At 62.9% G+C, this 23,042-nt stretch carries 18 protein-coding genes and 1 other RNA gene; 10 read left to right on the top strand and 9 right to left on the bottom strand.

Annotated features, from left to right (window positions below; translation table 11 throughout):
- Positions 1 to 18: 18 nt before the first annotated feature.
- Positions 19 to 116: signal recognition particle sRNA small type (gene ffs / locus GY725_02810), an RNA gene on the bottom strand.
- A gap of 27 nt (positions 117 to 143) precedes the next feature.
- A complete protein-coding gene (locus tag GY725_02805) occupies positions 144 to 1,424 on the bottom strand; it encodes a M20 family metallopeptidase (GenBank protein MCP4003106.1) in 1,281 nt (426 codons plus the stop codon).
- A gap of 184 nt (positions 1,425 to 1,608) precedes the next feature.
- Between GY725_02805 and GY725_02800 the strand changes: the two genes are divergently transcribed.
- Positions 1,609 to 2,544 (top strand): sensor histidine kinase, encoded by a 936-nt coding sequence (locus GY725_02800; protein MCP4003105.1) that lies wholly within the window; start codon positions 1,609 to 1,611, stop codon positions 2,542 to 2,544.
- Positions 2,519 to 3,211 carry a response regulator transcription factor gene (locus GY725_02795; protein MCP4003104.1) on the top strand — a complete coding sequence of 231 codons (693 nt, stop codon included), beginning with the start codon at positions 2,519 to 2,521 and terminating at the stop codon, positions 3,209 to 3,211. Before GY725_02800 ends, GY725_02795 begins: the two co-directional genes overlap by 26 nt.
- 31 nt (positions 3,212 to 3,242) lie before the next feature.
- On the opposite strand, the gene GY725_02790 is transcribed toward GY725_02795, so the two are convergent.
- Both GY725_02790 and GY725_02785 read right to left on the bottom strand, forming a co-directional pair.
- Complete coding sequence (locus tag GY725_02790) at positions 3,243 to 4,289, bottom strand: hypothetical protein (GenBank protein MCP4003103.1); 1,047 nt, start codon at positions 4,287 to 4,289, stop codon at positions 3,243 to 3,245.
- A 1,162-nt stretch (positions 4,290 to 5,451) separates the two neighbouring features.
- Positions 5,452 to 6,459, bottom strand: coding sequence for a prenyltransferase (locus GY725_02785; protein MCP4003102.1), 1,008 nt, complete (start codon positions 6,457 to 6,459; stop codon positions 5,452 to 5,454).
- A gap of 163 nt (positions 6,460 to 6,622) precedes the next feature.
- Here GY725_02785 and GY725_02780 point away from each other — a divergent pair, with 163 nt between their 5' ends.
- Positions 6,623 to 7,198, top strand: a complete 576-nt coding sequence (locus GY725_02780) for a hypothetical protein (GenBank protein MCP4003101.1) — start codon at positions 6,623 to 6,625, stop codon at positions 7,196 to 7,198.
- Between the two features lie 41 nt (positions 7,199 to 7,239).
- On the opposite strand, the gene GY725_02775 is transcribed toward GY725_02780, so the two are convergent.
- The 4 genes from GY725_02775 to mutM all read right to left on the bottom strand — a co-directional run bounded on the left by GY725_02775 (position 7,240) and on the right by mutM (position 11,937).
- A complete protein-coding gene (locus GY725_02775) occupies positions 7,240 to 8,256 on the bottom strand; it encodes an aldo/keto reductase (protein MCP4003100.1) in 1,017 nt (338 codons plus the stop codon).
- A 61-nt stretch (positions 8,257 to 8,317) separates the two neighbouring features.
- Positions 8,318 to 9,877, bottom strand: a complete 1,560-nt coding sequence (locus tag GY725_02770) for a DEAD/DEAH box helicase (protein ID MCP4003099.1) — start codon at positions 9,875 to 9,877, stop codon at positions 8,318 to 8,320.
- On the bottom strand, positions 9,874 to 11,034 hold the full coding sequence (gene thiI, locus GY725_02765) for a tRNA 4-thiouridine(8) synthase ThiI (GenBank protein ID MCP4003098.1): 1,161 nt from the start codon (positions 11,032 to 11,034) through the stop codon (positions 9,874 to 9,876). Before thiI ends, GY725_02770 begins: the two co-directional genes overlap by 4 nt.
- Before the next feature lie 27 nt (positions 11,035 to 11,061).
- The gene (gene mutM / locus GY725_02760) at positions 11,062 to 11,937 is read right to left on the bottom strand and encodes a bifunctional DNA-formamidopyrimidine glycosylase/DNA-(apurinic or apyrimidinic site) lyase (GenBank protein ID MCP4003097.1); all 876 of its coding nucleotides are present in this window, start codon (positions 11,935 to 11,937) and stop codon (positions 11,062 to 11,064) included.
- A gap of 62 nt (positions 11,938 to 11,999) precedes the next feature.
- Between mutM and GY725_02755 the strand changes: the two genes are divergently transcribed.
- From GY725_02755 to GY725_02725, 7 genes are all read left to right on the top strand, one after another.
- Positions 12,000 to 13,787, top strand: coding sequence for a hypothetical protein (locus GY725_02755; GenBank protein MCP4003096.1), 1,788 nt, complete (start codon positions 12,000 to 12,002; stop codon positions 13,785 to 13,787).
- Between the two features lie 77 nt (positions 13,788 to 13,864).
- Positions 13,865 to 14,152, top strand: coding sequence for an Asp-tRNA(Asn)/Glu-tRNA(Gln) amidotransferase subunit GatC (gene gatC, locus GY725_02750; protein MCP4003095.1), 288 nt, complete (start codon positions 13,865 to 13,867; stop codon positions 14,150 to 14,152).
- A complete protein-coding gene (gatA, locus tag GY725_02745) occupies positions 14,149 to 15,621 on the top strand; it encodes an Asp-tRNA(Asn)/Glu-tRNA(Gln) amidotransferase subunit GatA (GenBank protein MCP4003094.1) in 1,473 nt (490 codons plus the stop codon). The genes gatC and gatA overlap by 4 nt, the downstream gene beginning before the upstream one ends.
- Before the next feature lie 31 nt (positions 15,622 to 15,652).
- Positions 15,653 to 17,575, top strand: coding sequence for an AsmA family protein (locus tag GY725_02740; protein MCP4003093.1), 1,923 nt, complete (start codon positions 15,653 to 15,655; stop codon positions 17,573 to 17,575).
- Positions 17,572 to 18,609, top strand: coding sequence for an S-methyl-5-thioribose-1-phosphate isomerase (mtnA, locus tag GY725_02735; GenBank protein ID MCP4003092.1), 1,038 nt, complete (start codon positions 17,572 to 17,574; stop codon positions 18,607 to 18,609). Before GY725_02740 ends, mtnA begins: the two co-directional genes overlap by 4 nt.
- Positions 18,610 to 18,716: 107 nt before the next feature.
- Positions 18,717 to 20,570: a response regulator gene (locus GY725_02730; protein ID MCP4003091.1), complete on the top strand. Its 1,854-nt coding sequence runs from the start codon at positions 18,717 to 18,719 to the stop codon at positions 20,568 to 20,570.
- 36 nt (positions 20,571 to 20,606) lie between these two features.
- On the top strand, positions 20,607 to 21,497 hold the full coding sequence (locus tag GY725_02725) for a branched-chain amino acid transaminase (GenBank protein ID MCP4003090.1): 891 nt from the start codon (positions 20,607 to 20,609) through the stop codon (positions 21,495 to 21,497).
- A gap of 1 nt (position 21,498) precedes the next feature.
- Here the strand turns inward: GY725_02725 and GY725_02720 are convergent, their stop codons facing one another.
- Positions 21,499 to 23,037 carry a hypothetical protein gene (locus GY725_02720; protein ID MCP4003089.1) on the bottom strand — a complete coding sequence of 513 codons (1,539 nt, stop codon included), beginning with the start codon at positions 23,035 to 23,037 and terminating at the stop codon, positions 21,499 to 21,501.
- Positions 23,038 to 23,042 lie beyond the last annotated feature (5 nt).

The raw sequence follows: 23,042 nt of genomic DNA, 5'->3' as shown, positions 1-23,042 counted from the left end.
GCGTCCATCTCCGTCGGTGATCGCTGGGCCGATCCGACTACCTGAAGCGAAACGCTGCCGTTGCTTCCTTCCGGACCTGGCGGATTCACGATCTCCCCACCAGCCGGGACCCAGCGATCACCGCCGGAGACGGACACGAAACTTTACCGCTCGCTCCCATCCAGGTAAAGCAGGCGCCGGAAGAGCAGTGCCGCGAGCGCCGCCCGCTCGGGCAGACTGCTCAGGATCACGAATTCCCGGTCCGTGTGGGCGAAACCACCGCGCGAGCCCATCGAATCGAGTACGGCCAGTCCGACGCCCGCCATCAGCGAGCCGTCGGTGCCTCCCCCGGCGTGGATCGCCCGTGCGGTGGGCGCGCCGAGGTCTTCGGCCACCTGCTCGTGGGCGCTGAGCAGGCGGCGCACGGCCTCTGTTTCGATCTTGGGCGGGCGGTGCAGGGTCCCCCAGATCTCGGCCCGGGTTCCCTCCACCGTCGTCTGAGAGGTGATTTCCTCGAGGCGCTCGCGCACCTGCTCGCCGAGATCGGGCGCGTCGTAGCGCACGTCGACCCAGGCCGTGGCCCGCTCGGGAACGATATTGCGCTTGGAGCCGCCGTTGGCCGTACCGATGTTCAAGGTGACGCCACGGTCGTAGTCGGTGAGCGCCTCGATGGCCAGGATCTCGTGGGCGAGTTCCCGGATTGCGCTGCGACCTTCGGCGTGCGCACTGCCGGCGTGCGAGGCACGCCCCTCCACCGTGATGAAGAACTGGCCCAGGCCGCGGCGCGAACGGACCATGGCGCCGCTCTCGCGCGAACTCTCGAAAACGAATCCGTAGTCGGCGCTGCGCGCCATTTCTTCGATGATCGGGCGCGAGGCCAGCGAACCGATTTCCTCGTCGCCGACCAGAAGCACCGTCCAGCGGATGCGCTCCAGATCGCCGCTATCGGCCAGCGCGCGCAACGTGTGCATCAGGACGACCAGCCCGCCCTTCATGTCCGACACGCCGGGACCCATCGCGCGGTCTGCGCGCCGCTCGTCGATGCGATAGCCGGTAAACGCCGAGTCGGGTTCGAAGACCGTATCGTAGTGGCCGTTGAGCAGGAGGTGGAGCGCTTCGGGATCGCTCGATCCGCGCCGCGCCAGCACGATCGGCGCGGTCTGCAGTTTGCCGCGTCCGGGATAGTCGATCTCCGGACCCGGCCGGATCTCGACTTCAAAGCCCAGGTCGACCAGGGGTTGCTCCAGTTCGCGCGAAAACTGCTCGAGTCCGGCGAGATTGAAGCTGCCCGTGTTCAGACCGACCCAATGCCGAAGCTGTGACTGCATCTCCGCGCTGCGCTCCTGCAGCGACGCGCGAATCTGCTCTTCCGGAGCATCCAGATCGGCGTAGGCGCTTCCCGTGCACAAGCCGACAAACAGCCCGACATACAGCCGGGCACTCAACCCCAGAACTCCGAAGCCCGATCTCGCGAAGGGTCTCAACTCGAACACCTCCTCAGCCACCAGCCTACGCCAAAGCGCCCGCCAAAACCGCATCGCCGCTGCGCCCGGGCACCCGCCTGCCCTGCTCAGCCCTCCGGAAGAGTGTCTGGCAGTCGGGAGGCCTCACGTCGTACACTATGCGCGCATGGCCGCTCCACGTGTTTCCGTCCCGATCTGGCTGACCGTCGGACTCGTCGCGATCACCATCTCACTCACCGTGGGCTGGCAGATCCTGGTCGCGCGGGAATCCGCGGCCTTCACGGGCGGTTTCACGGCGATCCACTGGTTTCTGATCATCCTGGGTTCGCTGTTTTTCATCGCGATCATCACGACCGTCATCCTTCAGACCGTGTGGCTGGTTCGCGAGATGCGCACCAACCAACGCCAACAGAACTTCATCGATGCGGTCACGCACGAACTGCATACGCCCCTGGCTTCACTTCAGCTCTACCTGGACACTCTGCGCCAGCGCTCGATCGACGAAGAGAAGCGCGAAGAATTCCTGGGCGTGATGAGCGAAGACCTCGACCGACTCCAACGTACGATCAACCAGATCCTGGGTGCGGCGCGTTCCGAAGTGCGACGCGTGAAGCGCAAGCAGGTCGACCTGACGCAACTCCTGGCTGAGTGCGCGGCCGACGCGCGCGAGCGCTACGGACTCGAAGAACAAGCCGTGCGTCTACATATTCCCAAAGGTGCGCAGGTGCGCGGAGACGTCGAGCAGTTGCGTTTCGCATTCCGAAACCTGATCGACAACGCGATCCGCCACGCGGGCGAGGAAACGCGTGTCGATGTGCGCGTGCGCACGTTTTCTTCGCGCAAGCTCGAGATCGAAGTCGAAGACCAGGGACTCGGGATCCCCGCCTCAGCGCTCGGTCGCATCTTTTTGCGCTTCCAGCGACTCTCGCAGGATGCGGTGCGCAATCCGCGCGGCCTGGGACTCGGTCTGTACATCGTGCGCAACGTGATGCGCTCGCACGGCGGCAATGTGCGCGCCGAAAGTGAGGGCGAAGGCCTGGGCAGCCGCTTCATCGTCACCTTGCCAGGACAGTTGAATGGACGCGCGCATCCTGCTGGTTGAAGATGAGGAGCACCTCGCCCGGGTGCTCACCTTCAACCTGGAAGCCGAGGGCTATCAGGTCGAGAGCTTCGACCGGGGCGAACCCGCCCTCGAACGCGTGGGCGAAGACCCGCCCGTCGATCTGCTACTGCTCGATATCATGCTCCCGGGCATCTCGGGCTTCGAAGTGCTCGAGCGCTTGCGCGCCAGCGAAAACCAGGTCCCGGTGCTCATGCTGACGGCGCGCGATGCGGAAGCCGACGTCGTCCAGGGTCTGGATCTGGGCGCCGACGACTATCTGACCAAGCCGTTCTCGCTGCCGGTCCTGCTGGCGCGCGTGCGCACCCTGATGCGCCGGGCCGCCCGCAGCGATGACAGCGTCGGCGAAAGCCCGTTCACGATCGGCGATGTGACGATTCACCCCGATCGCTTCGAACTGGAACGGCACGGACAACGAAGCAATCTGACGGCCAAGGAACTCGCCCTGATCTCCCTGCTCTGGGCCCGCCGCGGCAACGCCGTGAGTCGGGGAGACATCCTTCAGGAAGTCTGGGAACTACACCGGGAAACGAAGACCCGAGTGGTCGACACCTTCGTACTCCGGCTGCGAAAACTCCTGGAACCCGATCCCTCCGAACCCCGCTACCTGCTGGCCGTCCGCTCCTTCGGCTACAAACTGGTGGAGTGATCTGGCTGGTTAGGAACAGTCGGGCCACGACTCAAGCTTTTCGCCCAGCTGCAAACAACACGACGAGTGCCAGAGCCATCCCACTGGCGAAAGCCATCGGGAAGGACCAGCTGGTGAGCCAGATCGAGGGCAGGTAGCCGGCGAGCAGGGCCAGGACGGCGACGGTCAGTGCGTAGGGGAGTTGGGTACGCACGTGGTCGATGTGGTCGCTTCCGCTTGCGATCGAGGAGAGTACAGTCGTGTCGGAGATCGGTGAGCAGTGGTCTCCGAAGATCGAGCCTTCCAGGACCGCTCCGATGCAGATCGTGACCATGCCGAGTGAACCGAGGGCGTGCTGCTCGCCGGCTGCGGCGGCCAATGCGACCACATTGGGGAGCAGGATCGACATGGTTCCCCAGGACGTTCCAGTCGAGAAGGCGACCACACAGGCGACAAAGAACAGCAGGACGGGAATCAGTCCGGGTGCGACGTTTCCCGAGGTGAGTGCGACCAGATAGTCCGCGGTGCCGATTTCGACGCAGACGGCTCCGATCATCCAGGCCAGGAACAGGATCGCGATCGCGAAGCCCAGCGCGCTGGTGCTCGAAAGCGCGGCGGCGCGGATTTCGCCCCAGGCCAGATGGGGGCCCGGTGTCGTCAGGCCGCGGGCCGCGAAGGCTGTGGCGGTCGCGGCAATTCCGAAGATCAAGCCGTGCGCGGCGTAGCTCGCCAGCCCCTCCGGTAGCAAAACCGAGAGCCGGGTTTCGAGAGCCCCCGCCCCGAGCGCGGCAGCCAGTACAGCGAGCGCGACCGACACACGCAGAACGCGACTGCCCACCAGGCAGGCGCCGACCACGAGCGCGACACTGGCCGCGCGAAACAGCGGACCGGCTCCTCCTCCGGCAAAGAGAATCTGCGTCCAGCCCTCGAGTGTGGCGAGTTGGCCGGGCTCGCTGGCCAGGACGGCGAATCCTCCGCCCGCGCGAAAGATCTCTTCGAATGTCAGCACGATCACCAGGGCGATCGGGATCAACGCATTGCGCGAGCGCGGACGCAGCGCGGGACTGGGTTCGATCTGGGCGACGCTCTCGCTGACCAGCGGCTTGCCGCCAGGGCGCACCAGCTGTCCGGTCGTACGCGCGCGCCGCTCGGCCGTAAGCATCGGCCCGAAATCGCGCCCGGTCCAGATCACCAGTGCCACGAAGCTCAGCGCGAAGATCGAGTAGAAGCGAAACGGCAGCGAGAGAAAGAAGATCGCGTACGCGCTCTCGTGAATACCGGCACCCGGAAGCTGGGCCGCGTAGGTCGAAACTTCAAACGCGATCCAGGTGGAGAGCAGGCTCAGCCCGGCGACGGGGGCCGCCGTACTGTCGACGATATAGGCCAGCTTCTCGCGCGAAATGCGCATGCGATCGGTGACGGGCCTCATGGCATTGCCCACCACCAGGCAGTTCGCATAGTCGTCGAAGAACAGCGAGAGACCCATCGCAAAGGACACGGCCAACGTCGAGCGCACGGAGTGGGCGAAGTGAAGCACGCGTTCGACCAGCCCCTGGATTCCACCGGCGCGCGTCGCGATCCCGACGATGCTCAACAAGGCCAGCACGAAGCCGATCACCTCGATGCGAAACGAATCAACCAGTTCGTTGACGAAGAACTTCGCGAACACGTCCCAGAAGCCGAGTGGCAGGCTTGCGGCGAGTGCCGAACCGGCACTCACGCGCAATAGAACCGCTCCCAACCAGACTCCGGCGAAAAGCGAGACCAGAACTCGCCGCAAGGCGAGGGCCAGGACGATTGCCAGCAGAGGCGGTAGAAGCGCGCGGGCGTCTGGTAGTACTTGCGGGCCGTTGCGCAGACTGCGCAGCACCCGACCTCCATCCCGGAGCTCAGCCGATAGTTCCAGCGCACCGTCACTTTCAGCCAGGCTGATGGCCAGGCTGATTTTCGCGCTTCCCGATTCCAGAAGCTCGAGTGGGCGAAGCCCGCGCGCGCGACGCGCAGCGTTGTGCACGTTCAACTGGGTGCGAAAACCGCGCTTCGCGCGCGAATCCAAGTCTTCCGCAAGTGCGAAGCGTTCCTGCTCGGCGAGTTCGTCGAGTGCGACGAATAGCGAGTCCGGCGCCTCGCGAGCGCGTTCGAGCAGGCGCGACGCGGCCTGTGCGATCAGCGCGTCGCGATCCGGCGTCGGATAGAGCACCACCAGCGCGATCAACGCACCGGCGAGCAAGCGAATTATCAAGCGAGCGTTCCTGGCCGGCTTAGAAGAGGTACCACGGCCAGATTGCGTTGATCACCAGACCGGCGACGAACAGGCCGCCCGCGGTGCGCGTGAGCAGGAACGCCCACGCCACGTACCACAGTGGCCAGATGGGATAGTCCTCGGGCGGCGAGTCGGGCCTGGGCTTCGAGAAGGTCTCGAGCACTTCGCGCAGCTTTGGGATGCCGAGCAATACCACCAGACCCCAGACGCCGAAGACACCCAGGAGCACGAGCCCCGTCGTGAGCACGAAAAACGCGATCATCAGGCCGCGTGTCCAGGCGAGCGCCTTTTGCTTGCCCAATACGACCGGCAGGGTGTGGATGCCCTTGGCTTTATCCGCATCGAACTTGTCGACGTGTTTGCCCAGGAGCACGGCCATCACGAGCAACGAGTAGGGAAGGCTCGCGAGCAGAACCCAGAGAGGAAACTCGCCGACGGTCGCAAAATAGGTACCGCCGATCATCAGCGGTCCCCAGACGATCGCCACGCCGGGTTCGCCCAGACCGCGATGCTTGAGCTTGAGTGGAGGCGCCACGTAGAACACGCTGATGAACAGACCGGCGAGCGAGAATACAACGATCGGCCAGCCGCGGGCGCTGTACAGGTACAGCATGATGGCGAGATCCAGAAGATTGACGACCGCTATGGCCAGCAACAAACCCTTCTTGCTGAGAAGGCCCGAGAGGACCGGATGGGGTGCGTACTGGCCGCGCACGTAGTCTTCGGAATCGACCCCCTGCTCCAGGTCGAAATAGTCGTTGATCATATTATTGGCCGCGTGGGCCAGGACGATGCCGATCAGCGCGACGCTGAAGTAGAAGAAGCTGGCATCGCCGGTGCCACTCGAAACCGCCAGGAGTCCACCGATCGCGCCAGAAATGAACGTCATGGGAAAGACGCTTGCGCGCGTGATCAGCAGCCACTTGCTGACCGGGTCCATCTGACGCTCTGAGCTGAGGTTTTGGGTCTTGAGGATTTCTCCCCAGTTCTCCAGCGACGAAGCCATGTTCTTCCTCCGGTTCGGGTCGTTCGAGAGCCTAACCGAGACGGGTCACTAGAAGCCAGCGGGCCCGATCGGAGTCTCCTCTGCCCGCACTCGCCGAGCAGATAGCCTCGGTCTGCTGGAATTTCATACTGATTTCAGAGAGGTCTGCCGATTCGTCAGGTGGATGATTCCGATTGTTCTAAAAGACGAAATTCCGCGCCAGCTGGCCTATCCGATCGGTGAGGGCTACCTCAGCAGCCAGCTCCTGGGCGATGCGGAGGAAGAGGACTTCGGCCTCTTCTATCTGTTCACCTCCGGCATCCAGCTGGATTACTACGATCCGCTCACGAGTCGCGAAAGCGTGTACCCGGTACTCGCACTCGATCGCAACCCGCCGCCACTCGTCGGGCATGCCCAGGCGCGCCTGGGGGAAGCCCAGCGCCGGCGCGCGGAACTCGCGGGACTGGTTCACGCCTCCCACGACGGCAAGTGCAAGAAAGCCCGCGTCGAAGAGGCCAAGGCCATCGCTGAATCGACCTTCAAGGTTTCATTGGTCATCTTCCCGGTGAAAGCGCGCATACGCCAACGGGTAACCGACGCGATCGAAGACAACGGCATGGCGCCGATCCGCAACTGGCTCAACGCCGCTCTCGAGGGACAAGAAAACCAGAAGCCGTTGGTATTGCTGTTCGACGAGATCACCTGCAAGCTGACCGCGACCTTCGCCAAGCAGACCGGACCCAGGCGCCTCTACACCTGAACTGCTGTGCGGATCGTCTGTCGCACTCGCGGAGGCGAGGCTCAGCCCAGCGGGTACAGCTCCTGGCGTTCGACCTGATCGCAGGCCAGCAGCACTTCGTCCGAGAGCTTCACGTCGCCCGCAGAAAGCGTGTCTTCGAGCTGCTCCGTATGCGTCGCGCCGATGATCGTCGAGCCCACGAAGTCGTGGGCGAGCGACCAGGCCACCGCGAGTTTGGCGACCGACATTCCGGCATCGGAGGCGATCTTCGCATAGCGTTCGGTCGAAGCCAGCGTCTTGGGATTGATGAAGCGCGCCGTCATGGCCTTGGTGCGCGCGTCGTTGTCCCGGTAGCGCGAGAAACGCGCGCCCTCGGGGAATTCGCCGTTCAGGTATTTGCCCGATAGCACGCCACCGGCGATCGGGCTGTAGGGCAGAAGACTGACCTGCTCGGCGCGACACACCGCTGCGAGTTCATCGCTGAAGCGTCGATTGAGCAGGCTGAAGTTGTTCTGGATGGTCTCGTAGCGGGCGAAGCCGTTGAGGTCGGAGGTCCACAGGGACTTGGTCAATCCATAGGCGTTCTGATTGCTACAGCCCACGTAGCGCACCTTGCCGGACTGGACGAGGCGGTCCAACGCTTCCATCGTCACCTCGAGCGGTAGCTCGGGATCGGGCCAGTGCGTCTGGTAGAGATCGATGTAATCGGTCTTCAGGCGTTTCAGACTGCCTTCGAGCGCGCTCTCGATCGCATGGCGATCCAGCCCGGTCAGTCCACCGCGCACCGGAGCGCGAAACCAGCCACCCGTCGGTCCCGCGGCCTTCGTGGCCACGAACACCGAATCGCGCCGGCGACCCTCGAGCCACTTGCCCAGGATCTCCTCGCTGCGTCCCCAGTGCTTCTGATCGGGCGGTACCGGGTAGATCTCGGCGGTATCGAAGAAATCGACCCCCGCTTCATCCGCTCGATCCAGAATCTGCAGACTGGTCTTCTCATCGGCCATGCTGCCGAGAGTCATGGTTCCCATACAGATTTCAGAAACCGTGAGCGCGGTCTTGCCGAGGCGTCGAGACTTCAATGGGGGCTCCTTGGAAGTTCAGCCCCGAGGATACAAGCTGACGGCCCCGTCTGCTGAGTGCTCAGGAACGCTCGCCGGACCCCGAACCTCCGGGACCTCCCGGTCGTCGCCGTCGCCGTCGGCGCCGCCGCGGAGCTTCGCCATCGTCGGAATCGGCTCGCGGTGCGCCATCGCTCGAGTCGCTTCGGGCGCGGTTTTCCTGCCCACCTCTTGCTTGACGCGGTTCGCGCTCTTGTTTCGGTTGCGCGGCGACCTCTTCTTCTTTCGGCGCGGAAACGTGTTTCTTCTCCAGATAGGCGGAGATGATTGCCGCCAGGTCACGCTGACCTTCGTCGGTGGCCGACAAGTGTTTGACGACCGGCAGGTGTTCGTCCATGCGCATGCGCTTCTCGCGGTCGGACAGATCCCGCAGACTGTGCTCGACCTCGACCTGGATCCGTTGCGCCAGGCGCTCCGCCAGGTCTTCCTCACTGGGAAGTGCGCGCTCGGGAATGGTCATGCGATTGACCTTCATGATCGAGCGGAAGTTCCCGATGTCGAGACCGGAAACCAGCGAGATGGCCGTACCACTCTTGCCGGCGCGTCCCGTTCGACCGGTGCGATGCACATAGCTTTCGGGCGAGTCTGGCGACGTGTACGAAATGACGTGTGAGAGATCGCTGATGTCGATGCCGCGCGCCGCAACATCCGTCGCCACCAGCAGACGCAGATCACCGGCCTTGATGCGCTTCATGACGGATTCGCGAGCCGCCTGGGTCATCTCACCCTGGATCATATCGGCGTCGAGTTTGTTGCGTTGCAAGAAAGCGGTGACGAAACGCGTGTCGTCGCGCGTATTGCAGAAGATGATCGCGGAGTCGGGATCTTCGTACTTCAGGATGCGCAACAGCGCCTTCTCTTTCTGATTCGCCTGCACGATGTAGTGCAGGTGCTCGATCTCCTCGGGTGCGCGCACGCCCCCCTCGGTCAACGATACGAACTCGGGCTCGTCCAGGAAGACACGCGCAAGCGACATCACACGCTGCGGCATGGTCGCAGAGAACAGACCGCAGAGGCGCTGCTTGGGTACGTAGCTGTTGATCTCCTTCATATCGGGCCAGAAACCCAGCGAGAGCAGCTCGTCGGCTTCGTCGAAGATCAGCGCGCGCAACTCGTTGAGCTTGAGACGGCCCGATTTCAGATGATCGAGCAGGCGCCCCGGTGTTCCGACCACGACCTGGGCACCGCGTTCGAAAGCGTCGAGTTGCGGACCGTAGGCAGTTCCGCCGTAGACCGGAACGGCTTCGACATCGCAGTACTTACCCATCAGGGTGACTTCGCTGCAGATCTGCTGAGCCAGTTCGCGCGTGGGCGCCATGATCAGGACCTGGGCGGCCGCTAGTTCGGCGTCGATGATCTCGAGGATCGGCAGGCCAAAGGCCCCCGTCTTGCCACTACCCGTCACCGCCTGCACGATGATGTCGCGTCCTCGACGCATGACCGGGGTGGCCCGACGTTGAACGGGCATGGGGTCGACCCAGCCCAGTTCGTCGATACCGCGTTTGATTTCGGGTGAAAAGCTGTCGAAGCTCTCCAATTCGTCGACCTCTTCGGACGGTGTGTAGATCGGTTCATCGCTCATGTGGCGGGATCAATCCTTTCGCGCTGTGCGCGTCCCAGCGCCGCTTCGACCATTCCACTCACATCAAACGCGCGTTCCAGCCGTTCGATGTGCTCGGCGTGGGTCCGGGTCGCCGGGTTCCGAGGCATGAGGTAACTGCAGCAGTCTTCGTCTGGCTCGATCGAGATCTCATACGTACCGATCTGTTCAGCCAGCTCAATGATCTCGGCCTTGTCCATACCAACTAGAGGCCGCAGAATCGGCAGGGTAGCCGCCCGGTTGATGGTGTCGAGGTTCGCCAGGGTCTGGGAAGACACCTGCGCCACGCTTTCGCCCGTTACGAGCGCCAGTGCCCGTTCGCGCAAGGCGATCTGCTCGGCAATCCGCACCATCATGCGGCGATAGAGCACGATCCGTGGATCCGCCGGAGCTTCGCTGACCAGGACCTGCTGGATCTCCCCGAAAGGCACCGAGTACAGGCGCACCGGCCCCTGGTAGCGGGCGAGGATGCCGACCAGATCTCGCACCTTTTCCTGGGACGCCTCGTTCGTAAACGGCGCGCTGTGGAAGTGCACGTAGATGAGTTCGCAACCGCGTTTGAGCATGCGATACGAAGAAGCCGGAGAGTCGATTCCACCCGAAATCAAACTCACGACTCGACCCGCACTGCCCACCGGCATGCCGCCCGGTCCGGGCTGTCGCCGGTGCAGAAGCAGGACGCGCTGCGAAAGCAGATGCAACTCGACCCAGAGATCGGGTTTCGAGAGATTGACCCGCGCGCCGCTTGCGGACTGGATGCGCGAGCCCAGTCGAGTCGCCAGTTCAACCGACTTCCACGGGTAGCTCTTTTCTACGCGTCTCACCTTGACGCCGAAACTCTCGAACTCCCGCTGCGAAACGAATTCGTCGACCGCCGCCTCGATGGCTTCGAGCGAGGGTGCGATTTCGGTGGCCCGGCTGAAGTAGGCCACGCCGAAGACCTTGCTCAGGCAACTCGCCGCATACTCCGGATCGACGTCGTCCGATATCTCGACCAGCAGGCGGCCGTACAGATTTCGGACCTGGACCGAGCCCGCTCGGGCGAGTGCACGCGTTATGTTCTTGCGCAGACGGCTCTCGAAGCGCGGGCGGTTGCGACCCTTGAGTCCGATCTCGGCGTAGTGGACGGCGAAATTCACGCCCGGGAATATACGCGTCGCGCGGCTTCAATGCTGGCAGCTGGGGCAGAAGTGGCTAGCGCGAGCCCCGAGGACGGAACGCTTGATCGGCGTATCGCAGACCGTGCACGGCTCGCCGGTGCGGGCGTACACGTGGCGCTCATCCTGATAGGCACCATCACTGCCGTCGGGGGCCACGAAATCGCTGATGCTGGAGCCGCCCATTTCGATGGAACGCAGCATCACCGCTTTCGCGGCTTCGAGGATGCGCTGGCAATCGGGGCGCGTGAGCCGACCGGCGCGTTTCGAGGGACGGATGCCGGCGCCAAACAGCGCTTCGTCGGCGTAGATATTGCCGATGCCCGCCACGATCGACTGGGAGAGCAGAAGGGTCTTGATCGCGAGCTTGCGGCCGCGGGTTCCCTCGTAGAGGTGCTCGCTCGACGCTTCCAGTGCATCGACACCGAGCTTGTCGAGACGCGGATCGGATTGGTCGGGCTTCAAGAGGCGGATCTTCCCGAATTTGCGCACGTCGCGGAAGAACACCCGCTGGCCGGCGTCATCGAACCCGATCTGGACGTGTGTGTGCCGATCGGGCTGAAACTGCATCTGCTCTTCCGGCGAGAGAGCTGCGCGCGCGGTCGCGGACATCAGCCTCACACTGCTCGCTCCGTCGGCGAAGAGCTGTCCCGTCATGCCCAGGTGCAGGAGCAGTCGCTGATGATCGTCCAGCTCCGCAACCAGGTACTTTCCCCGACGGACCAGTCGAACGACAGTGCGACCGGTCAGGCCGCGGCGCAGCTGTTCGGGTCGGGTCAGGAAGAAGTAGCTATTGGAGGTCGTGCGCACTTCGGCGATGCGTCGCCCCACCAGAAAAGGCGCGATGCATCTGCGCGTGACCTCCACCTCGGGCAGTTCGGGCATTTGCAAAGCTTAGCAAGCCTGGAAGAATTCACTCCCGGCCCAGAACCCTCTACACTGTAGAAATGAGGCAACGCGTCGTTGGAATCGAAACCGAATACGCCCTGATCTACCACCCGGGGAATTCGGATCTTCCAAGGCCGACGAACTTGCAGCTTTACAGGCACTTCGAGGCGGTTTTGCTGCGCCGCATCGGCAGTCTGCCCCACGCTTTTTCGCCGCTGCGTTCGAAGGGAGGTCGCTTCCTGGAAAATGGCGGCACCTTCCACTACGAGGCGACGGCCCAGGAGTACGAGCACGGACTGCTGGAACTGGCCAGCCCTGAGTGTCGCGATCCCTACCGGCTGATCCACTACGAGCGCGCCAAGGACGAACTCGTGGAAGACCTGGCCGAGGACGTGAATCGGCGTTTGCAACTCGCCGGGTATACCGGTGAGTTGCGCCTGGGCAAGAACAACGTCGACAGTCAAGGCCACACCTTCGGCTCACACGAGAGCTACTGGGTAGAAGATCCGCTTCCCTTGGGACGGCTGGCGCTGTTCCTGCCGCCGTGGCTTTTGCTCTGGGCGATCTCGGCGCCAGTCATCGCTGCGGTCTTCGCGCTGCAGATTGCTGTGCTGATCGCGGGCGGTCTGCTCGGATTGAGCCTGCTCCTGCTCGGGAGTCTCTTGCGCCGAGTGTGGCCGCGTGCGGGCTGGTCGATCCTCGACGCGCTCGGTCGGTTTTCACGCGATATCGAAACCCAGCCGGGTCGTTATGCGCGCCGTCTGCAATGGCTCGTCGGTCCACTCTACGGACTGATGCGAGTGCACTCGCATCTCTACAATCTGTTCTTCTTGCGCGACATCCGGCGCAATCTGACTGCACACCTGATCACGCGCACATTGTTCACAGGTGCCGGAGCCGTGCGTTTCGACGGCGGACCACTGGTGCGTCTGGCGCAACGACCCCCGTTCCTGAAGTCACTCGCCCGCATCTTTCCCGAAGGCGATGATCGGCCGATCTTTGAAATGCGCGATCTGTTCTTCTTTCCCTGGTCGCCCTTGCGACGCCATCGACGGCTACATCTCTTGATCGGCGACGCGAACCTCTCGGAATGGGCGCAGGTCTTGCGCGTGGGCACGACAGCCCTGGTACTGGAAGCGATCGAGGCGGGGAAGGTGAGGGATTGGCCCGAACTCGCCGATCCGATGGACGCACTCATCCGGGTCAACGACGATCCGCAACTGGAGACCCGCCTCGAACTCCTCGACGGCTCGAGCGCCACGGCCCTGGAGTTGCAACGCCGTTACTACACACTGGTGAGTCGCGCACTGTCCGAGGAAGGTGCGACGACCGATGCCTGGAAGAACCGCGTGTTGCACAGCTGGGGCGAAACCCTGGAGGCGCTGGAGCGCGATCCCGAATCGCTTTGCGATCGCATCGACTGGCTGGCCAAACGGCGCCAGGTACACGCGCAGGTACCCGACCCCGCCGATCGCATGGAGTTGGAGCAGCGGGGCGAACGGCTGACGGCTCGAGCGGTGAATACAGATGCGGAGCGAAGGCTTCGGGATCTGGCGTTTCGCGCCTGGAAGACCGACCTGCGCTACCACGAACTCGGCCCGCGGGGCGGCTACAGGCGCCTCGAGCGCCAGGGAGAAATGCTCCGCATCAGCCAGCCGACCGAAGTGGAGCGCGCGCGCACCGAGCCACCGCGCAATACGCGCGCCTGGGCGCGGGGTCAGGCGATCAAATGGGCGCACGCACATGCGGCTTCGGGCCACGCCGCCTGGCATCGCGTAAGGCTTGGGAAACTGGACTGGCGCTTCTTCCGAGACCCACTCGACCCCCAGGACGACGAGGACCGCTAGCCCGAATCCAGAACTCGCCCCGCAAGCCCTTGGTCGGGCAGGAGCCTGCGCGGCCAAAGGCGCTATTCTGCCTGCCGATGAAGATCAATCTCGACACCGTTTTGAGCGTCGCGCAGCTAGCCAATCTGAATCTCGACGAGGGCGAGGTGGCCGGACTGCAGCGCGACATGAATCAGATCCTGGAATACATGGCGAAGCTCGAAGAACTCGACACGTCCGAAGTCGAAGCGACGACCCATGTTCTGGAGATCGAAACTCCCCTGCGCGCCGACGAAATCTCGGGTGTACTCACACCGGAAGAAGCCGTTCGCAACGCGCCCGAACACACCGACCACGCCATGGTCGTACCCAAGGTGCTCGATTGAGCCGGCTCTCGGCCAGAACCCTGAGTTCGCTGAGTGCGAGCCTGGAAAGTGGGGAGCTCTCCAGCCGCGAGATCGTGGCGGATTGCCTGGAACGGATCGAATCCAGCGATGACTTGCTGGGGGCATTCTCCGAAGTGCGCGCCGAGGCGGCGCTTCGGGCTGCGGACGAAGCCGATCGCGAGCGCTCTGCGGGCGAAGTCCGCTCGGCGCTGCACGGATTGCCGATCGCCATCAAGGGCATCCTGGCGAGTCCCGAATTCGAAACCACCTGCGGCTCGCGCATCTTGAAGGGCTTCCGCGCCCCCTACGAAGCCACGGTATTGCGCAAACTGCGCGAAGCCGGAATGATCGTGGTCGGCTCGACAAACATGGACGAGTTCGCAATGGGCTCTTCGTGCGAGAACTCCGCGTACGGACCCACGCGCAATCCCTGGAACACCGACTGCGTGCCCGGCGGTTCGAGCGGCGGCAGTGCCGCCGCCGTCGCCGCGCGACAGGTACCGGCAACCCTGGGTTCGGACACGGGCGGTTCCATCCGGCAGCCGGCGGCACTTTGCGGCGTGGTCGGCATCAAGCCGACCTACGGACGGGTGTCTCGCTACGGGTTGGTCGCGTTTGCCAGTTCGCTCGACCAGATCGGAACATTCTCACACTCGGTCGAGGATTCGGCGCTCCTGCTCGAAACGATCTGCGGGCACGATCCCAAGGACGCCACGTCGGTGCCACGCGAGGTGCCAAGGTTCTCGGCAGGTCTCGACGGTTCCGTCGAAGGCCTGCGGATCGGGATTCCCGAAGAGCTCTTCAGTGAAGAGGGCATCGATCCCGAAGTCCTGCTCAAGGTGCGCGAGGCGGTCAGCACTCTGGAGAGCATGGGTGCCAAGACGGTGCCCGTTTCGCTGCCTCACAGTGAGTTCGGCATCGCCACCTACTATCTGATCTGCACCGCCGAAGCCTCTTCGAACCTGTCGCGCTACGACGGTGTGAAGTTTGGCTTTCGCGCCGAATCCGATCAACTCGACGAGATGTATCGCCGCACGCGTTCCGAAGGTTTTGGCGCCGAGGTCAAGCGGCGGATCATCCTCGGCACCTATGTACTGTCGGCCGGTTACTACGACGCGTACTACCGCAAGGCGCAACAGGTGCGCACACTGATCCGCCGGGATTTCGCGCGCGCCTTCGAGGTCTGCGACGTTCTGGCATCTCCTGCGACGCCGGGACCGGCCTGGCCACTCGGCGAGCGCACGGCGGATCCCCTGCAGATGTACATGTCCGACATCTTCACGGTCACGCTGAACCTGGCGGGGCTTCCGGGAATCGCCCTGCCCTGCGGATTCACTGCCTCGGGCTTGCCGGTGGGCTTCCAGTTACTGGGGCGAGCGCTCGACGAACAGACTCTCTTGCGAATTGGAGACGCTTTCCAACGTCAGACGGACTGGCACAAGGCCGTGCCTTCTGGAGATTCCGAATGAAGCCCGTTTCGCAGCTTCCGATACGTCAGTCATGAAGCGCATCCTAATCGTTCTGGGCGTTTTGGCGGCCGGATTCGCAGCCGTACTGGTTGCAGCCTTCCTGTTGATCGACGCCGAGGACTATCGAGAACCGATCACCGAGTACGCCTCTGAAGCACTGGGACGCAAAGTTACACTGGGTGGGATCGACCTGCGCGTCTTCCCGACCCCTGCGGTTCGCGTGCAGAGTCTGAGCGTCGCGGGCCACGAAGCGGGCGCCCCGGCCCTGGCCGACGTCGCGGAACTTCAATTGAAGATCGCTGTCCTGCCGCTGTTCACCGGGCAGGTAGTACTGCGCGCAGTCGAATTGGAATCACCCAGGATCTTCATTCCCTTCGATGAGAATGGCGATCCGATCCTTCCGACACCTGCACAAGGACCGGATGCAGCGCAGAGCCCGGGTGCGCAGGCGAGCGCGCCCGCCCAGGGTGAAAGTGAATCGGATCCCGCGAAGCCCGCACTCGCGATCCAGAACATCCGAGTTCGAAACGCTGACTTGCAGGCCGGCCCCTATGCCTTCAGCGGCGGGAAGCTCGACGGCCGCTTCAGCTTGGGCGGATCGACGGCCCTGAAGTTCGACCTCGCCGATGTCAACTACGCACAGGACGAAGTAAAGCTCTCGGGTCCCGTGCGCGGAGACCTGAAGATCGGCGAGAGTTTCGAGATCAATCTCGATGACGCCGCGCTGGTATCGGGTGATTCGTTTCGAAAGCCAGCTGGCGATCGACTGCGGATCAGCGGGCCTTTGGGCCAGGAGCTGAGTGCAGGGGTTTTGAAGGAAGCGAGCATCGAACTGGGCAAAAACGAGTTTCCGCTGCGCCTGTTGCTGGAAGCTGAACCCATGGAGATCCACCTGACGAGCACCGAGATCGACCTCGCCGCGTTACAGCCCTTTCTCGGCCAGGACACTCCCCGTCTTCGAGGCGGTGTCGCCGTCAAGGAGTTCCGCGTCAAACTCGAGCCACTTTCGATCGTCGGAACGGCGACACTCCATAGTGCCGGTGTCGACCTCGAGCAGGGTCCGGTGTCTGTTTCCGGCCCACTCGCGGCGCGCGGAACCGTGCTCGCGCTACAAGATGCGAGCGCGAAGATCGGCCAGAACGAGATCGGTGTTAGGGGTAGCTACGATCTGGAACGAGGTCGTTCTGCGTTCGAATTCGACGCCAGGGAGCACAAGATCGAAGACCTGATCGGCTTTTTCGCCGGCGACTCCAAGCTCCTGGGCGCGTTTGCCGCGGGTGGCAAGTTCCGCATGAGTGGTGACCTCGATACGCTTTCGGGCAGCGGTCATTTCGCGATTACACCGGGCCAGTTGCGCGGCTTCTCTCTGGTCCAGGAACTGCTCGGCCCGCTCTCGGAGATTCCGGTTCTGGTGGCTCAGGTCAAAGGCAAGGACCTGTCCCGCTACGAGCAGGAGGATTTCGAGAACCTGTCCGCGGACTACACCATCGAGAATGGAGTTCTGCACACCGACAATCTCGTGCTCAACTACCGCTACGCCACTGCAAATCTGCGGGGCACCGTCGGTCTGGTCGACCTTGCCCTCGATCTTTCGGGCGAGGTCGTACTCGGCGACGAACTGGCCGAGGAACTCTCGGGCTCAAAGCCACGACGTAGACGCGTCATTCCGATCTCTTCAATCGCCGGTACCGTCGACAATCCGCGGCTCAGACTCGACAGAGTTCAACTGACGCGGGTGGCCGCAAGTCTTGCGGCCGAGGATCGGGCGCGCGAAAAGTTGAACGAGAAGCTCGATGGCCGCCTGGGAAGAAAGCTGGAAGAGAAGCTCGGACCCGGGGCGAAGGAAGCGGTCCAGGGGATCTTCGGAAGATTGCTCGGCGGGCAGCCCGAGGAGTCCCCTCCTTCCGAACAGGCACCCGAACCACCGGCGGCAGAGGAAAAGAAGCCGGAGTGAGTTTCTTCACACTGCGCCTCTGCGATTCCGGGCTCGAGTTGCTCGACCAACGCCTGCTACCGAGCCAGGAACACTACCTGCTATTGAAGAGCGGAGAGGAAGTTGCGCGCGCGATCGAAGACATGGCCGTGCGCGGTGCCCCGGCGATCGGTGTAACTGCGGCGATGGGCGTGGCGATCGAAATCTCGACTGCCGCAGACGATCAACTCGAGCAGACTCTCGAGCGGGTCGTACAACGGCTCGCGCGTACGCGCCCCACCGCCGTGAACCTGACCTGGGCGCTCGAGCGGATGAAGACCCGGCTCTCCGAATCGCTCGGGGCTGGCCGTCCAGCCGCTGAAGTCAAACAGGAAGCTCGCGAACTAGCGCAGCAGATCCTTGACGAAGATGTCGCCAACTGTCGGGCCCTGGGGGATGCGGCGGTCGAACTCTTCGAGAAGAAGACGCGCGTGCTCACACATTGCAACGCGGGCGCACTCGCGACGGCGGGCTACGGCACGGCCCTGGGCGTGATTCGCTCGGCGGCCCGAGAAGGACTTCTCGAAGGCGTACTCGCCTGCGAAACGCGCCCGTACCTGCAGGGTGCGCGGCTCACGGCCTGGGAGCTGGACCGGGATGGAATTCCGGTTCGGCTGATTACCGACTCGATGGGCGGCGCAATGATGGCGCGCGACGAAGTCGATATGGTCGTGGTGGGCGCGGACCGGATCGCGGCCAATGGCGATGTCGCCAACAAGATCGGCACCTACACACTGGCGGTGCTCGCACACCATCACGGGATTCCGTTCGTCGTGGCGGCGCCGATCTCGACGATCGATCCGGAAACCGCCAGCGGCGCCGAGATCCCGATCGAGCAGCGCAGCTCCGAAGAAGTCGTCGAATTTCGCGGGTCGCGGATTGCTCCCGAGGGCGTTGAAGCTCTGCACCCTGCCTTCGACGTCACGCCGGCCGAGTTCGTAACGGCGATCGTGACCGAGCGCGGTGTCATTCGCGCCCCTCTCGCCACCGGTATCGCGGAACAACTCTCGCGTTGATGCGATTTTGCAGCAGTGCCGACGCTGAGTGCATCGCGAAGACTCAACACGACTCCATTCGAAGCCGATAGATCAGCCTAGAGAACCTGTCCTCTCTGGGAGCTCGTTTGGCGAAAGAAGTGCTCATTGTCGACGATGATCGCGCATTGGCGCGTTCACTGGTACGCGCTGTCGAGAGTCAGGGCTACACCTGTCGCCAGGTACACGACGGAAACGAAGCCATCAAGGCGATTTCCGAGAACGTTCCGGACCTGATTCTCCTGGACATGCTGCTGCCGAAGAAGGACGGCTACGGCGTCATGGAGTCACTGAAGTCTCGCGATGCCACTCGTGACGTAAAGATCATCGCGATCAGCGGCATCTATCGCGGGCGCGATCACGTGGCTACGGCCATGAAGGCGGGCGCAGACGAGTACCTGGAAAAGCCGTTTTCGGCTTCGGATCTGACAGAGAATCTGGTGCGCCACCTTGGCAAGGCAGAGGTACCCGGAGAGGCGGCTGAACGTGCCGACAAGACCTCCATAAAGGAGCAGACGCCGGCAGAGACGATCTGGCGTGCCATCCGCGAAGACTTCAGCGGAGCGATCCATTTCCAGGACGGCAAGCGCCACAAGATCCTGGTGCTCGACAAGGGCACACCGCGCTTTCTGCGTTCGAACCTGGCGAAAGAGGCGCTCGGTCAGCGTCTGCTGCGCTCCGGACGGATCGGCGAGAAGACCTATAGCGATTCGCTGCGACGAGCCAAGGCGACCGGTCGTCGCATCGGTGAGATTCTGGTCGAAATGGGTGCGGTTCAAAAACCCGAACTGGATCGCGTGCTCGCGGAGCAAGCGGAAGACAAGATGCTCGAACTGTTCTCGTGGGCAGAAGGTGACTCCTGGCGTCAAGCGGGCGTTCGCTCGCTCAACCTGGCCAGCGAACTACTGCCGTGGGGACTCAAGGAAACGATCTTGCGCGGCGCGATGCGCATGCGTCCGGAAGTCGTTCGCGAGCAACTCGCGCGTTTCTCGGATTGCACGGTCAGCAGTGCAATCACCGAATTCGACGGCTTTGAACACAATAAGGCCGTCGCCGATGCACTCGCGGCCATCGACGGCGAAAAGACTGTGCAAGAGCTCTCAGAAGGTTTCGGAGCCTTGCTCTTTGCCCTCTATCTGGTGGGTGGTGTCCGTTTCGACGAACGGAATCCGGCCACCGAAGAATCAAAAGCGGCCTCCACGGCAGAGGCTGTCGGGCCGACATCGTCGACGAATCCGGTCGCGACGACGCATACGAACCTGGACACCGAGCTCAAGGCGATGCTCGAGCGTATGCGTGAACAGAACTTCTTCGAGATTCTCGGTCTGGAACCGACCGCTACCACATCCGAGATTCGCAAGGCGTTCATCCGCAAGGCCAAAATCTACCACCCGGACAAGGTGGGCGCGGTCGGACTGCAGGAGGTCGCCGGAGAGGTCTTCGCCCTGATCTCGGATGCCCATCAGACCCTGGGCAATGAAAGCGAACGCGAAAGCTACCTGCAGAAGCTCGAGAGCGGAAACCTCGGGGTCGACGACTCCGAGGTGGTCGAACGCATTCTCGGTGCTGAAGTCCTGTTCAAGAAGGGCCTGGAACTCGTTCGCGCTCGTCAGTACGACGAGGCGCTCGAGCGTCTGCAAGAGGCGATAGATCTCGACCCCGAAGAAGGCGAGTTCCACTCGCTGTACGGCTGGGCCTTCCTGCTGGTGAACCGGGGAGATCCCAACGCCCGCGCAGAAGGAATCCAGCATCTAGAGAAAGGAATTTCCCTCGCTCCCAAGGCTACGACCGGCTACTACTACCTGGGCCTGGCGAGAAAGGCTTGCGGAGAACAGGCCGAGGCGGAGAGAATGTTCCGACAGGTTCTGGAACTGCGCCCGGACCACGTCGAAGCCGCCCGCGAACTGCGCCTATTTCAGATGCGTCGGGCTAAAGGAAACTAGAAACAAGTGCCCGTCGAGAAGACCGAGAAGGTCTGGATGGACGGCGAGTTCGTCCCGTGGGACGAAGCTCGTGTCCCAATCCTCACCCACACATTGCACTACGGACTGGGAGTATTCGAAGGCGTTCGCGCCTATAAGTCCCCAGATGGTCACAGCGCGGTGTTTCGCCTGCGCGAACACGTCGACCGCCTGTTCCGCTCCGCTCGCATCGTCGAACTGGAGATCCCGTTCACACGCGATCAGATCGAAACGGCGCTGATCGAAACGCTACGGGTAAACCAGTTGGCCGAGGGCTATATCCGACCACTGGTATACCTGGGCGAAGGCGCGATGGGCCTGCTTCCGACCGACAACCCGGTGCGGGTGTCGATCATCGTCTGGCCCTGGGGTGCCTACCTGGGTCAGGACGGACTCGATAACGGAATCCGCGCGAAGGTCTCGTCCTACACGCGACACCATCCCAATGTGTCGATGACGAAGTCGAAGACCTGCGGTGAATACGTCAACTCGATCCTCGCCAAGCGCGAAGTCACGCGCTCCGGCTACGACGAAGCCATCATGCTCGATACGACGGGCATGGTCGCCGAGGCCAGTGGTGAGAATATCTTCATCGTGCGCGACGGTGTGCTGAAGACACCGCCACTCGGTTCGGTACTCGAAGGCATTACGCGCGACTCTGTGATTCGAATCGCCCACGACAAGGGAATCGATGTCGCCGAACAGGCTTTCACCCGCGACGAACTCTACAGTGCCGATGAGGCCTTTCTGACCGGTACGGCCGCCGAAGTCACACCGGTGCGCGAGGTCGACGATCGCTCGATTGGCGAGGGGACACGAGGTCCGGTCACCAAGACGATCCAGACCGCCTACTTCGACGCAGTTCGCGCCAAGGGCAGCAAGTACGAAGCCTGGCTCACCCGCGTCTGATTCAGCCGATCGCGTAACCGAAGATCGCGTCTAGCAGGCGATCGGTCTGCACATCCTGGAACTCTCCGTCGATGGGCAGAAGCAACCCATTGCTCCGAACGCTCTCCGTCGCGGGAAGAGCCGCGAGTTCGCGTTCGCGCAGCGGTACGAGCAGACGTCGTGTCTCGATACCGGCTTCGGCCATGAGCTTGCTCATATCGTCAGCCGATGTGCGCGCAAAGCGCGTCAGTCGAAGCAGATAGTTGCTGTAGATTGACAGAGCACCCTCGGGCGTAGCGGGCACGCGAAAGGCATCGTAACGGCTGAACTCCGCGGAATAGGTGCTCGCGTTTCTCCGCCGGACGGCGATGCGATCGTCGAGTGTCGTCAGCTCCTGACGCGCGCATCGGGCCAGGCCGTCGCCCAGACGCAGTCCTTTGACCAGCGGTTCGAAGCGCTCAGCCAGTGCGTCGGACAGCGTCACGAGTGTGGCGTCGGAACTCGGCGCGGTCGTCGTAAGAGGAAGACGAAATACCGCTGTGCTGGGACTACGCCCGAGCCGCGAGTCGCCGAAGCACGCGCCCAGGCTGTCTCCCGCATCCTCGATCAGTTCGATGTTCTTGCTCGCGGCCATCTCGTAGAGGAGATCGAGATCCGCAGCTTGTCCGAGTGGATGCGAAACGTAGAGCACGCGGGTCGAAAGATCGATCGCCGCCTCCACACGCTCGGGGTTCACCGTCAGTCGGTCGGGAAGGACATCGGCAAAAACTGCCCGCGCCTCACTCTCGCGTACCGCCTCGGAGAGGCTCGCCGACGCGAGACCTGGAAGCACCAGATGATCGCCATTGCCGACTTCCAGCGCCTCCAGTAGCAAGCGGTGGGCATCGATTCCGGAGCGCATAGCGAATACGTGCTCAGCGCCGGTATACGCCGCGACCTCGCGCTCCAACGCTTCCGTCTCGCGCCCGGCATCTGCGTCGAGTTCCGAAGTAGGTATCGAATGCATGAGAACGTTTTCCGGACGGTAGGGAACGCGCACGGGAAGCGTGGCAACCGGGGGTGCGATCTCGTCGAGGTATTCGCCCAGACAACTCAGCGCCTCATCGAGCATCCGCAGATAGGCGTCTCCCGCATCCTCGTCATCGTCCGACTTCTGGAGATCACGCTGCATGACCACCTGTCCTCGCTGGCGCAAGACGACACCTGGGCACTCTTCCGAATGGAAGGAATCGATGACTTCGACGAGTCCGTGCCTGCAGTTTCCGCCGATTGCAACGGGGATGTCGGCGTTCACGCCAACCGCGATCACCAGTTCGGGACGAATTCGGTCCTCGAGCCAGCGGATCACCTCTTCACCGAGTTTGTGGCCACTTCGCGCCGGAATAGAAGAGCGATCGCAGATATCCATCACTTCGGGACAGAAGTCGCGCTCACCTGGATTTCCGCCTTCCAGTCCGATGAAGGCGACGACGCGGTCACCTCGCTCGAGCAAGCGCTCCAACACGCACAATGCGCGATAGGTGCCGCCAATCAGCAGAATTCTGGGTCGATTTTCGTTCATATCAG

Source organism: bacterium, assembly GCA_024226335.1.
Classification (GTDB): Bacteria; Myxococcota_A; UBA9160; order SZUA-336; family SZUA-336; genus JAAELY01.
This window is presented reverse-complemented; position numbering and strand designations above follow the sequence as displayed.